Origin of the sequence: Actinomyces sp. Z16 (assembly GCF_003111765.1) — a bacterium.
GTDB lineage: Bacteria > Actinomycetota > Actinomycetes > Actinomycetales > Actinomycetaceae > Actinomyces > Actinomyces glycerinitolerans.
Genome location: NZ_CP027862.1, coordinates 3073319 through 3085786 on the forward strand (window position 1 = coordinate 3073319; position 12468 = coordinate 3085786).

The following is a 12468-nucleotide window of genomic DNA, read 5'->3' on the forward strand; positions in this document are numbered from 1 at the left end:
CAGCAATGTTGCCATACGCCGGCGCCGACTGCGCGAAGCCGGACGCGGCGGGGGCCTCGACAGTGCGTCCGGACCCGACATGGATCAACTACGCTCGGGGCGTGAACCTGCCCGACGTGCTGCCGCTGGCCCAACTCTTGATGGAGGAGCACGACGTCGCCGACTGGTCGGTGTCATTCGACCGCGCGCGGCGCCGGGCAGGGCAGGCCGACCACTCCCGTCGGCGTATCACTCTGTCCCGGCAGCTGATGGCGCTGTATGACGAGTCCGAGGTACGTGAGACCGTGCTGCACGAGATCGCTCATGCCCGCGTGGGTGCGGCCCATGGGCACGACGCCGTGTGGCGCGCGGAGGCCCGCCGGATCGGTGCCTCCGGCAGGCGCCTGGTCAGCGGTGAGGCACCGCGCGTGCCGGGACGCTGGGTGGGGACCTGCCCCGCCGGGCACACCGTGGACCGGATGCGGCGCCCGGCGCTGCCGTGTTCCTGTTCGCGTTGCGCGCGGGGCTTCAACGCCGAGCATCTGCTGAGCTGGTCCTACGACGGCGTGCCGGTCAGCCCGCAGGAGATCGGCGCCGGTTATGCCCGGGCCCTGGCCGGGATTTCCCGCGCCGGCCGCCGTGCGGCCGAGTGACCACGCGGTACGCCGCTTGGCCACGGGGCTGGTTGGCGCTCCGCTAGTACCCCGGTGCCGCGGCCGACGACTCACTTGCCGGCGGTGGACTCACGGACCACGAGCTCGGGCGGGAAGACGATGTGGCGCACCGCGCCGTCGGCGGACAGCAGGAGGTCGGCGGCGGCCGCCCCCATCTCCCGCATGGGTTGACGCACGCTGGTCAGCGGGGTGATGAGTTCGGAGGCGACGGAGACGTCGTCATAGCCGACGAGGGCGACGTCGCCCGGGATGCTCAGGCCGCGACGGCGAATCTCCCGCATGGCACCGATGGCGAGCTGGTCGTTGGCGCAGAACAGCGCGGTCGGCCTGGGGTCGCCTCCCAGCAGCGCTGCCGCTCCGACGGCGCCGGCATCCGCGGTGAAGCCCTGTCCACCGCTGACGGCCTCGATCTCCGTGAGGGCCCCCTCCGGGTCCAGGCCCGCCTCTGTCAGCGCGGCAATGACGCCGTCGCGCCGGTCCACCGCCTGGCGCACCGTGAGCGGGCCGTTTACGAACCCGATGCGGCGGTGGCCGAGTTCGATCAGGTGGGCGACGGCGGCACGGGCACCGGCGACGTCGTCACCGGAGACGGTGGACAGCTCCGCGGAAATCGGGGGGTGATCCATCAGCACCACGCGGATGCCGCGACCGGCGAGGACGGCGAGGTTGTCGAGCGTGGAGGCGGACGGGGTGACGATGACGCCGTGCACGTCCATGCCGGCCAGCAGGGTCATCAGTTCGCGCTCGCGCTCCGGATCTGAGTCGGTGGAGCCGAGCATGGGGATACGGCCGTCCTCACGCAGGCGGTCCTCAATGCCGCGGGCGGCCTCGGTGAAGAAGGGGTTGGAGATGTCGTGGACGAGTACGCCCACCAGAGAGGAGCCGCCGTGACGCAGGCGGCGGGCCGCCTCGGAACGGACGAAGCCGAGCTCGTCGATGGCGGCGCGCACGCGGTCGAGGGTGGGTTGGGCGACGCGTTCGGGGTGGTTAAGCGCGTGTGAAACCGTGCCGACCGAGACTCCCGCCCGTTCGGCCACATCACGCACCGAGGGCCGTGCCATGTTTGCTCCTTACTGCTGCCGTACTTTAGAACTGTTTGTCGACGGAACATAGATACAACCATTGACCCAGGTTGACTACCGGCACCATCATCCCAGACCAAGCCCCTGAACCACGGACCGCCACTACCTACGACCAACGGCTCACCACCACTCGACGCACATAGGCACATCACCGGGGGCGCATGGGCGACGGTTACGGGCCTCGAAGACCCCGGGGACTGCACGAAGCCTCACCCACCGGCCTTGCGGACTACCGGCGGGTGTTGCGCAAGCGGACCGGCTTCAACCGGCTTCAGTGGTGCTCTCGCCGCGCAGCTGGCTGGTCATTGGCTCTGGCCGGGGCGAGATAGCGATCGTTAGGCGCCGTGCTCATCGACGCCCGGTTCACGCCGGGCCTCCTGGCTGTAGCGGTCACCACCATCGACAAACTCATCTGCGCCTATAGCGGGCCCCGGCAACAGCGGCATGCACTCGCATTCTCCCCTGTCCTTCTCGGGGCAGCCTCAGCATACGGCCCCGCGTACTTCCTAGTGATCTCCGCCCTAGCCTGCATCGACAACCCACTCCCCATGCCCACCACGATCCGCAACTCTCCCGGGCAGTTCCAGATGAGGCACTGAACCACTTTCGCGCGGCACCTGAGATGAGTCTCGTCGAGAGGTTGCCTGACACCCCCGCACGGGGTATGACCTGCTTCACATTCACCCCCAACTGGAGCACTGCCATGAAATGCTCACCCCTGAAGAAACTCGTGATCCTCTGCGCCACCTGCGCAATGGCAATTCCTGGCGCACTAGCCATCTCTCCACCAGCACAGGCTGCGGTGCCAAATTGCATCTCAGTCAGAAATCACCCATCAACATGGGTGGTCGGCAACGCCGTCATGACCGGCGGCGTCGTAGAGGCCACAAACAACTGTAAAATAACACGAGGAGTGAAGTTTATAATCATTGCCGGATTTGATTCGCGATGCATGAGAATTGCGCCGGGCAAAAAGGCGATCTACCCACACAACCCGTTCTTCTACTCGAATGGGAGCGCGTTTTTCTCCAGAGCAGACTCCTGCTAGGCACTCCCTTGGCATTTGAGTGACAATACCGAGTTGAACGCGCTGCATGCGGCGGGGCGGCGCACCGTGGCACTGAACTCCAAGGACGCCTTCACCGATCGCCCGACCCGCGAGCAGCGCGCCTGGGTGGGCGACGGCTGGGTGCACCAGCTGGTGCACCTGACCCGCTTCGACGATTGCACGGCGCACCCTGACCTGGTATGCCGACTACGTCGACGACTCCGGGCTGGTGGCGGACGCCTCGGAGTGGAATCTCGTGGACTGGTCCGCGACCTTCCTCGACGGTCGTTCGGCGCTGATCAACGGCCTGTTCGCGCTTGCACTGGGCGAGTACGCCCGCATGAGCGCCGACGTCGGCAACGCGGCGGACGCCACCTGGGCGCGCGAACTGCTTGCCGGCGTGAAGGCCGGCTTCGAGGACCTGTGGGATCCGCAGCGGTGCTGCTATGTGGACCATGTGGACGGCTCCGGCGACGCCCGGGCGGCCTCACAGTTGGCTAACGCACTGCCCCTGCTGGCGGGAATCGTCCCGGAGGACCGCACTGAGGACGTGGTGCGGCTGCTCACCGACACCGAGCACCTGGTGGTCCGCTCCTGGATCGGCGCCAACGGTGTGTACGACGAGCAACTGATCATTGACAACATTCATGGCGTCCAGCGGGTCACCTGGGACACGGAGACCGAGCACGTGCGTGCGGAGCCCTTCGCCTCCGCGCTGGTGCATGAGGCTCTGGCCGCGGCCGGAAGGACGGACGCCGTCGTGGACGATATGCGCCGGTGGAGCGAGTTCCTGGCCGACGGCTACGACACCTTCGGAGAGTGCTGGGGTTGGGGCACGCCGTGCCACGGCTGGAGCTCCTGTCCCACGTCCGACCTGGTCCGCCACGTGCTGGGAGTGCGACCGGAGCAGCCCGGTTTTGCACGCGCCGTCGTCGCCCCGCGGCCAGATCTGGCATCCGGCCTGCACGGCAGTGCCCCCACCCCGGCCGGCCCGATCACGGTGTCCTGCACCGCCGACGCCGTCCGGGTGACCAGCCCGGTCCCCTTCACCTTCATAACGCCGTCGGGCAGCGCCAGTCGGCACGATGCGGGCGAATACGTACTGCCGCTACAGGTATAGGGGCTCTTCGTGTTTGTGGGTGGGGGTGTCTGGGTGGTGGTTTGTGTGTGTGCTCCGGCGGGCGCGATGAGCGGGGATGGGATAGTTCACCGTGAATCTCGGTGAATCTCGGTGGATCACGGCGGACAGCGGCGGATCGTGCGTGACGGTTCGGGTGCTTGCGTGAGAGTTCGCGCCTTCGCCTGACGGTTCGTACGCTCGGGTCGACGGTTCGGCACATCCAGCGACGGTTCGTACGCTCTGGTCGACGGTTCGGCACATCCGGCGACGGTTCGTGGGGTAGGGGTACTGTGCTGTCTCCACACTTCTGGGACGGTTGAGTCTCATGACTTCTGGGACGGTTGAGTCTCATGGGTTTTGGGACGGTTGGGAGCGGGGTGAGCGGGGTGGCCTGCTGATGATTCTGTTGGGTGGTTTGGAAGCGTTGATGGTGGCCCGGCTGTGGGTCTGTGCCTGGGTGGGCTGGGGCCAGGGAATCGCGGCGAAGTGTGTTCCGGCCTGGTCGTAAAGGTCCAGGCGGGTGGGGTACTGGCGGAACTCGATTCTCTGGCCGGCCATGAAGGAACCGACGTAGATGATCCGGCCCTTGTAGGTCACGCTCCCGTTGCTCAGGGCCTGTCTGCTGGTGATGGCCGGGTCGGTGCTGGCTGCCTGCGGCAGGCTCAGCGGCACCGGCCCGGATAGCGCGTCAAGGTTGATCGGGGAGGGGTTGGGCAGGGCCCGGGGGACCTGGTGCCACACGCGTATGGGGGTTATGGCTATCCCCAGCCCCTGGTGCTGGCGCTCGGTGTTGTAGTAGGCGGTGAAACACTCCAGGCCGGTGTTGAGGTCCTCCAGGGTGGTGTAGGGGTGCGCTTCCAGCCACAGCTGGAGGGGCTTGTGGGAGCTTTCGACCTTGCCCTGGGTCTGTGGGTGACCGATGGCGCCGCTGATCGGACGGATCCCCAGGCTGGCCAGCCACCTCTCTGTCCGCCCGAATCCGGTGGTGCGGTGAGTGTTGAAAGCCCTGCCGTTGTCGGTCAGGATGGCTGCGGGCCGCCCCCAGGAGTCTGAACTGCACCGGGTTTGATGGAGGCAGTGAATGCACGGAAGGATCACTGTCATGAGTGCACCGAGGAAGTACCCTGAGGAGTTGCGGGAGCGGGCTACCCGGATGGCTGTGGAGGCCCGCCGGGACCCCGAGAGGTCTAAGGGGGCGATCCGCAGGATCGCCGAGGAGTTGGGCGTCCACCCCGAGGCGCTGCGTACCTGGGTCAAGAAGGCCGAGATTGACGCAGGCGCCCGGCCGGGAACCACGAGCGAGGACGCCCAGCGGATCAGGCAGCTGGAGGCCGAGAACCGCGAACTGCGCAGGGCAAACGCGATCCTGAGGAGCGCGTCGGCTTTCTTCGCGGCGGAGCCAGGCCGCCCGTCCCGCTGATCTGCGAGATGCATCGACTCCCACAGGGAGGAGCTGCGGGGCCTGTGCCGGTTCTGTCAGGCGCTGGCCAGCGCCGATGTCAAGATCGCCCCGAGCACCTACTACGCAGCCAGGAGTCGTCCCCCATCGGCAAGGACGGTGCGCGACCAGGCTCTGAAGGCCGAGATCGGGCGGGTGCATGAGAACAACTACTGCGTACTGGGCGCAAGGAAGATGCATGCGATGCGGGGCCGTCCCGAGGAATCCGCCCGGCACGGCCTGGGGCATGTGGCCCGCTGCACCGTGGAGCGTCTGATGCGGGACATGGGCCTGCACGGCATCCGCCGCGCCAAGTCGCCCAGGACGACCCGGTCCGTACCGAAGGACGCATGCCCGGCGGACCTGGTCAAAAGACACTTCAGCGCCTTCAGGCCGAACGAGCTGTGGGTGGCGGACATTCCCCCACTACGTGGGAGGTACCCCCACCTACGTGCGCACCCTGTCGGGCTGGGTGTATGTGGCCTTTGTCACTGACGTGTACTCCCGTCGGATCGTCGGCTGGCAGACGTCAACGAGCTTGTACACCGATCTGGCGCTGGACGCTCTGAAGATGGGTATCTGGCAGCGCCAGCGCGAAGGAGCCGACCTTACCGGCCTGATCCACCACTCCGACCGCGGGGTGCAGTACCGGGCGATCCGCTACGGGCAGACCCTGTCCGACTGCGACGCTGTGGCCTCGGTGGGCTCCAAGGGAGACTCCTATGACAACGCGCTGGCCGAGGCCCTGAACTCGCTCTACAAGGCCGAGCTCATCCGCAACCACAAGTACCTCGACTCCCACGGGCCCTGGGAGGGCATCGACGATGTCGAGCTCGCTACCGCCGAGTGGGTGCACTGGTTCAACACCGTCCGGCCTCACTCCGCCATCGACATGCACAGCCCCGTCCAGCACGAGCAGGCATACACCCCACCACCACCAGATACCACCGACACCGCCGACGCCCAGGACGTCGGCGAGCAGACCACCAGCCAACCCCAGCCGGCGACCGCCGGCGCCAGATAAAACAGCCTCCACAAAACCCGGGGCTTGACAGTCGAACGCCTCGGACAGGATTTGGCGGGTGGCCTCATGCGTCTCCCCGCCCCAGGCCGCCTTGAGCGCCACCAGCACCCTGGAGCAGTCATCGATGACCTGGTAGATGGTCACCACACGCCCCTGGATGCGCCACTCGATACCGTCTAGCTGCCACAGCTCGTTAGCACTGGTACGCGTGAACCGCTTGAAAGACACCCGCGGGCGCTTGCGTGGCGCCGGAACCACCAGCCCCATGGCCCGCATGCGCCTGGCAATAGTCGCCCGCGACGGGGCCGGGTTGGCCCCCGCCCCGGACAGCACCCACCACACCGACCACGCACCCGCATCCTTCCCGTCGGCAACCAGCTCCCGGCGTACCTGGGCGATACGCTCATCAACCCGCTCATCCCAACGGCGCGCCGGGTGCAGCGGCGCCCTGGAACGGGCGACCAGCGCCGCCCCCGGTCCCTCCTGCTTGGCCCGCTTACGGATCCGGTAGAACGAGGACTTCGAGACCCCCACCTGCCGGCAGAACTCCTCCACGCTCACACCCGCAACCCGCGAGTCAAACTCAATGATGCGCTGACGCTTGAACGGCGAAACTGCATAACCCATCCCCCAACCCAACCCCACCCGCACCGCCCCAGAATCTCACGACTTCTGACACTCCCAGATGTCATGAGATCCAACAGTCCCAGAAGTCATGAGACAACACAGTGGGGTAGGGGTACGAACCGTCGTCGTTCATGCCGAACCGTTACTGCTACCTGACGAACCGTCACCGGAACACACGAACCGTCCACCCCACGACACCACCCCATCACGCCGCGCCCTGACGCCGACCAATGACGGCCCACGTGCCAGAGCCCTCCGACGCCGCACTCGGCAGTCCACCTGACCCGCGCCCGGCGGTGCGGGTCAGCGCCCGGCCCGCGCCCGGCGGCGTGGGCCTGGGCTTCAGGGACGGGGACCCGCCCCCGTGGCCCGGGGTTGGCGGGGCCCGTATTCCCCGGCCGGCTGCGCTCCCGTGAGACGGCCGTCATGTCGATTTACGACCTTGGGGTGCGAATCACGACCACCCCGGAGTCGTAAACCACACCCCAAGGTCAGAAACCAGCGCCGACCAGCGCTTCGCACTCGAGCTTGAGGATGCGGCCGCACGGAACCACCACGCGGCAGGCCCCCCTCGGACCCGGCAGGTCGCCTCCGGGAGCCGCAGGCCGTCCACGGGCAGGCCGCCCTCGAGCACGGGAGATGGCCTTCGGGCACGTGAGGCTGCGCGCGGGCGCGGGAGAGGTCGTCCTCGGCAGAACTCGTTCTCAGGCCAACCAGAACACACCACCAGCCACACCCCCAAACACGAAACGCCGGTATAGGACGCATAACCGACCGTATAATCGCTTGCCGACGATTGGAGTTCGAATGCCCACCAGTAACACCTCTGATTCCCAACCCAAGACGCTCGTCGTGCACTACTCCGCCCACGGGCACACCCGCCGCGTGGCGGAGACCATTACCCGTGCGCTCGGAGCCGACGCCTTCGTGTTGTCCCCCACCGAGGCCTACTCCGAGCCCGAACTGGACTACAACGACCCGCGCAGCCGGGTCTCGCGCGAGCACGTCGACCACAGCCTGCGTCACGTGGCGCTGGTGCAGGACACCCCGGATGGATTCGCCGGCTACGACGTCGTGCTGGTCGGCTACCCCATCTGGTGGGGTGAGGCCTCCTGGGTCATGAACGAATTCGTGAAGAACAATGACTTCACGGGTAAGACCGTGATCCCGTTCTGCACCTCGTTCTCCTCCCCGGTCGGCGCCAGCGCCCGCGATCTTGCCGCTCTGTCCAGCACCGGCGACTGGAGGCCCGGCACCCGCCTGGAGGCGAACATTGATGCCGCCGGCGTGCGCCGCTGGCTGGAGCGGCTCGGGGTCGACGCATAGGGGCAATGGACCCCGACGGCATATGTCTAAGCCGACGAAGCCCGGGCCACAAGGCCGACGTCCCGCCTATCGGCGTCATCGGGCAGTCGTCCGTCTGTGCCGGCGTACGGCTGGCGACCGCTCTTGTCGTATCGTGACGGGGGCGTGATGTGTGGGGTAGGTTGAGGCCGTTGCCGAGAGTGCAGCCCGCTACCCGCGCACCTGCCCCTGCCCGATACGATCTGAGAGTTGAGACCCCGATGCCGTCCTCCCCCACCTACGACGCCGACGATGATGACGTCCGCATGGCGCCCAACCGCAAACTGGAGGCAATTCGAGAGGTCAAGCACTACGCACAGGGCTCACGCTACCGCCTGGACGCCTGGGAGCCCGCCTCTACCACGGACTCCACCAGCCAGCACAGTGAGACCTTCGACGCCGGACTGAACGAGAACGTGTGGACCTCGCCGGTAGCCGACGACTACCGCACCGACATCGACACCGCCGACTCCGGCGCCTACGACGCGATCGGCGACATCGTCTCCGACCTGACCGACGCGGAAAACGCCTTCTACGACGCCGGGCTGGACATGGTTCCCGAGGACTCCGCCCTTGCCAGATGGCCCCTCACCTAACCACCCCCTGCCCCGCATCCCTCTGAACCACCCGCAAAGCACGGAGCCAAGCCCCATGGCCTTCATCAAGATCGACACCGACAAGATGCAAACGGTCATCAGCAACCTCGAAGACCGCGCCGAAGCGATCGACCACGAACGCAACGGCATCAACCAGACCAGCGCCTACTACCACGACCCGGTGCAGTCCGTGGTCGACGCAACCCAGGTACTGCCCGGCTTCCTGATCCCGGGGCCCGGATCGGGGACCATGGCGGCCTACGCATCCACCATGCGCGATCTCGCCGAGGAGCTGCGCTCGCGCCGCCAGGAAGCCATCGACATCAACGAGTCCGGCATCACCATGGCCAACCCCGACGGCACCCTGACCTACTACCTGCCCGACCCACCCCCAGGCACCACCGACGAAGCCGCCTACTGGCGCAACATGGACACCGCCGACAACGTCCACGCCTACAACACCGGGTCAGTAGAGACCGCCAAGGCCGAAGCCACCGAACTCCAAGAAGCACTCGCCAACGGCACCTCCTCCCAAGGCCGCACCCCCGAGGAGATCCTCGACCAAATCGACAAGCACCGCGACATCCCCACCTACGGCCTGGCGTTCTGCCAGACCATGGGCGTGGACAACATGCTCGATGCCCCACTGGAAGCGCAAAAGGACACCAACTACGCCTTCCAATCACAGCCGGAGATCATCAACCGGATGGTGGAAACCTTCGGGCATGTCATGTGTGCCGCCTCCAGCCTTTACGACGAGACCTCCTACCAGCCCTCCGTCTCATCTCCATCCTCCCCACACCAGTACTCGCTCGCATCGTCCATCTACAACGCCGTCACGGAAAAGGGGCACGAGGGCCGCGCCACCGTGCTGGACGCCTACCTCACAGCTGACGGCACCGTTTACGACACCGATTTCCTAGTCGGTCTGGCCGAGCTGATGGAGACCATTGAGGACTGGCCCGCCGAACCCAAGGGCGTCACATGGCACAGCGGCAACTACGGGACCGATGACTATGCGGACAAGTACCTACCCGACCACACCACCGACCCGCTGGCGGCCGTCCTCAACGGCATGGCCCGCAACACCGAGGCGTCACTGGCCTACCTTGCCCCAGAGGACTGGAACAGCGAAGACGGCCTCTGGGCGCCCTCGGCACAAGACAATCAACGCATGGAGATGCTAGCCAACCGGAAATGGACAGACCTGAGTATGGAAGGCCTATCAGCTGTCTTCGCCGCCGCCTCCGCCTCACGAGCCCCATCGGCAGACAACACCGGCACCCCAGTCGGCACCGAAAACAGCCGACGCGCCGCCTGGGCCACGGCAAACGGCATCACCATCCTCGAGGCACAAGACATCCCGGCACGTGGGCAAACCAAACACAACATCGGCATCATGCTCGGAAACTGCGGACCCGAAGTCATTGGTTTGGCAACTCGCGGTGATGCTGCATCCAGCCGCAACGACCTTGGCGCCTCACTAACTAATTGGGGTCACGATCAGAAGGCGATGAATAATGCAATCGCCCACCTATTATACGAAGCGTCTACGTCACCCGAGGCCGTCTACGAAATTGCCCGGGGCACCACCGCCTACACCGCCGCGCACACTTCTTTGGCTGCGACAGAGGACGGTCTCTCCACAGACACTATTAGGCGCTACTACAACAACGAGGGCAGTGTTCTAGCTCTGCTCACGGTGCTAGGTCAAGAGCATGCCGACAGCGCCTATAACGGCGCCACTGCCGCAACCACCCTGCTGTCACTGGTTCCCGGTGTCAACGTCCCCGCAACACTAGCCAACGCCAGCTTGAGTCTCGAAGGCTCGCCTACGGTTGATGTGACCGGAGCGAACGACCCCTCGGTGCTACTCGGAGCTGCCTACACCAATGCGTTCAACGCGGGGCTTATAAACGATCCGCCCGACCCTGCCACCACCTCGTGGTACTCCGTTGACGCCAACGGCGGCCACCGCATCACACTAGAAACAGACGAACAGTACAGAGGCTTTTATACCTGGGTCACCGACGGCGCAGGAAACAGCCCCGACGTAGCAAACGCCCTTGATCAGATCAGTGTCGACGGCGGCGCAAGGACTTGGACCAGCACCGACGATTTTAAGGATGCTTATGGTGGTGAGGAGTGGTGAAGCGCGATGGAGCTGACTCGACCCCGGCACCCGGGTTCCCCCTGGGCCCCGGTTCCCAGCCCCGCCATGGCGCTCGGCGTCGCGTCGTTGTGGTTGTGTTGATCTTGGCGCTCGTCGTGGCGGGGGTTGCTGGTGGTGTGTGGTGGCGGGTGTGGGTGGAGGACCCGCTGGAGGCACAGCTGGCCGAACTCGCCAACGACCCGGCCGCCGCCCTGAACTACCTCGCCCCCACAGACACTGACAACGCCCCCACCGACGGCAACAACGGCAACGACAATGACGGCGATGACGATGACTTCAGTGACGGGTGGGTGCCGTCCGATGAGGCCCGAACCCGGTGGGACCAGCTAACCGGACGGCACTGGGGCACCAAGGGCATCACCGCCCTCACCCAGGCCCTCGCAGCCGCCTCATCCCTCAGAACCGACACGGGCGAGGACGGCCAGCGCGCCACCTGGGTTACCGCCCAGGGCATCATCCTCCTGGCCAACCACACCAACCGCCTCACCGACCAGGCCAAGGCCAACACCGGCGTCATCCTGGGCAACTGCCCCACCGAACTCATAGCCCTGGCCCAACGCTTCCCCATAACCAGCACCGGACCCGACAACTACTACGAGGCGTTCCCTATAACAACCGCGGGCACCGACGAACAGACCCTCACCACGGCTACCGCCCACCTACTGTACGAAGTAGCAGACTCAACCGAAGCGGCCTACGAGATCGCCCGCGCCACAACCGCCTACACCGCCGCACGAGCCTCCCAATACATGAACACCCACGGCACCTCAACCGACACCCTGGCCGACTTCTACGCCCGCAACACCGACGCCCTGAACCTACTCACCCTACTAGGCGGCACCACCGACATCACCGACGCGGCCAACGCCGGAGCCGCAGCCTCCACCGACCTGTTAACCATCACCACCAACACCAACGGCCAACACACCATCACCCACACCCCCACAACCACACCTCAGCCCAACCCCACCATCCCCACAGGCACCCCCGGCCTACCCGCACCCATCTACACCAATGCGTTCAACGCAGGCCTCATCAACAACCCACCAGACCCCAACACCACCACCTGGTACACCACAGACACCAACGGCGCCCACCACGTTATATTGGAAACTAACGAACAGCAAAGGAACTTCTACACCTGGGTAACCGACGGATCCGGAAACAGCCCCGACGTAGCAGACATCCTCGATCAGAATGGTATTAACGGCAATCCAGAAAGATGGCGCACCACCGACGATTTTAAGGATGCTTATGGTGGTGAGGAGTGGTGAAGCGCGATGGAGCTGACTCGACCCCGGCACGCGGGCTCCCTCAGGGCGCCGGTTTCCGGGTCCGCCATGGCGCTCGGCGTCGCGTCGTT

The 12468-nt window shown here is 65.8% G+C and carries 10 protein-coding genes and 3 pseudogenes; 10 read left to right on the top strand and 3 right to left on the bottom strand.

Annotation, left to right across the window (positions count from 1 at the left end; translation table 11 throughout):
• The first annotated feature begins 101 nt into the window (after positions 1 to 101).
• Positions 102 to 632 (top strand): SprT-like domain-containing protein, encoded by a 531-nt coding sequence (locus C3B71_RS12850; protein WP_073329111.1) that lies wholly within the window; start codon positions 102 to 104, stop codon positions 630 to 632.
• 71 nt (positions 633 to 703) lie between these two features.
• On the opposite strand, the gene C3B71_RS12855 is transcribed toward C3B71_RS12850, so the two are convergent.
• A complete protein-coding gene (locus C3B71_RS12855) occupies positions 704 to 1714 on the bottom strand; it encodes a LacI family DNA-binding transcriptional regulator (protein WP_108968551.1) in 1011 nt (336 codons plus the stop codon).
• Positions 1715 to 2079: 365 nt separating this feature from the next.
• Here C3B71_RS12855 and C3B71_RS12860 point away from each other — a divergent pair, with 365 nt between their 5' ends.
• The 4 genes and pseudogenes from C3B71_RS12860 (at position 2080) to C3B71_RS16565 (ending at position 3903) form a co-directional block, all read left to right on the top strand.
• Positions 2080 to 2334: a hypothetical protein gene (locus C3B71_RS12860; RefSeq protein WP_108968553.1), complete on the top strand. Its 255-nt coding sequence runs from the start codon at positions 2080 to 2082 to the stop codon at positions 2332 to 2334.
• 23 nt (positions 2335 to 2357) lie between these two features.
• The gene (locus tag C3B71_RS15975) at positions 2358 to 2783 is read left to right on the top strand and encodes a hypothetical protein (protein WP_146752395.1); all 426 of its coding nucleotides are present in this window, start codon (positions 2358 to 2360) and stop codon (positions 2781 to 2783) included.
• A gap of 15 nt (positions 2784 to 2798) precedes the next feature.
• Positions 2799 to 2954, top strand: a pseudogene (locus C3B71_RS16975) (alpha-L-rhamnosidase-related protein); the annotation flags it as partial.
• A gap of 58 nt (positions 2955 to 3012) precedes the next feature.
• A complete protein-coding gene (locus C3B71_RS16565) occupies positions 3013 to 3903 on the top strand; it encodes an MGH1-like glycoside hydrolase domain-containing protein (RefSeq protein ID WP_146752396.1) in 891 nt (296 codons plus the stop codon).
• A 348-nt stretch (positions 3904 to 4251) separates the two neighbouring features.
• Here the strand turns inward: C3B71_RS16565 and C3B71_RS12870 are convergent, their stop codons facing one another.
• Complete coding sequence (locus tag C3B71_RS12870; RefSeq protein ID WP_108965259.1) at positions 4252 to 5007, bottom strand: integrase core domain-containing protein; 756 nt, start codon at positions 5005 to 5007, stop codon at positions 4252 to 4254.
• Here C3B71_RS12870 and C3B71_RS12875 point away from each other — a divergent pair.
• A pseudogene (locus C3B71_RS12875) lies at positions 5006 to 6266 on the top strand (IS3 family transposase); the annotation flags it as partial. The gene C3B71_RS12870 and the pseudogene C3B71_RS12875 overlap by 2 nt on opposite strands.
• Positions 6267 to 6812: 546 nt before the next feature.
• Here C3B71_RS12875 and C3B71_RS16980 read toward each other — a convergent pair.
• Positions 6813 to 6992, bottom strand: a pseudogene (locus C3B71_RS16980) (helix-turn-helix domain-containing protein); the annotation flags it as partial.
• A gap of 807 nt (positions 6993 to 7799) precedes the next feature.
• Between C3B71_RS16980 and C3B71_RS12885 the strand changes: the two are divergent.
• The 4 genes from C3B71_RS12885 to C3B71_RS12900 all read left to right on the top strand — a co-directional run bounded on the left by C3B71_RS12885 (position 7800) and on the right by C3B71_RS12900 (position 12379).
• Positions 7800 to 8318 (top strand): flavodoxin, encoded by a 519-nt coding sequence (locus C3B71_RS12885; protein WP_108968557.1) that lies wholly within the window; start codon positions 7800 to 7802, stop codon positions 8316 to 8318.
• A 239-nt stretch (positions 8319 to 8557) separates the two neighbouring features.
• Entirely contained in the window at positions 8558 to 8932 is a 375-nt protein-coding gene (locus C3B71_RS12890) for a hypothetical protein (RefSeq protein ID WP_108968559.1), read from the top strand.
• 55 nt (positions 8933 to 8987) lie between these two features.
• The gene (locus C3B71_RS12895; RefSeq protein WP_108968561.1) at positions 8988 to 11084 is read left to right on the top strand and encodes a DUF6571 family protein; all 2097 of its coding nucleotides are present in this window, start codon (positions 8988 to 8990) and stop codon (positions 11082 to 11084) included.
• A 104-nt stretch (positions 11085 to 11188) separates the two neighbouring features.
• A complete protein-coding gene (locus C3B71_RS12900; RefSeq protein WP_159097697.1) occupies positions 11189 to 12379 on the top strand; it encodes a DUF6571 family protein in 1191 nt (396 codons plus the stop codon).
• Positions 12380 to 12468 lie beyond the last annotated feature (89 nt).

Coding starts and splice junctions, on each gene's coding strand:
- C3B71_RS12855 (WP_108968551.1), bottom strand. CDS start 1,714: ATGGCACGGCCCTCGGTGCGTGATGTGGCCGAACGGGCGGGAGTCTCG.
- C3B71_RS15975 (WP_146752395.1), top strand. CDS start 2,358: ATGAGTCTCGTCGAGAGGTTGCCTGACACCCCCGCACGGGGTATGACC.
- C3B71_RS12870 (WP_108965259.1), bottom strand. CDS start 5,007: ATGACAGTGATCCTTCCGTGCATTCACTGCCTCCATCAAACCCGGTGC.
- C3B71_RS12885 (WP_108968557.1), top strand. CDS start 7,800: ATGCCCACCAGTAACACCTCTGATTCCCAACCCAAGACGCTCGTCGTG.
- C3B71_RS12890 (WP_108968559.1), top strand. CDS start 8,558: ATGCCGTCCTCCCCCACCTACGACGCCGACGATGATGACGTCCGCATG.
- C3B71_RS12895 (WP_108968561.1), top strand. CDS start 8,988: ATGGCCTTCATCAAGATCGACACCGACAAGATGCAAACGGTCATCAGC.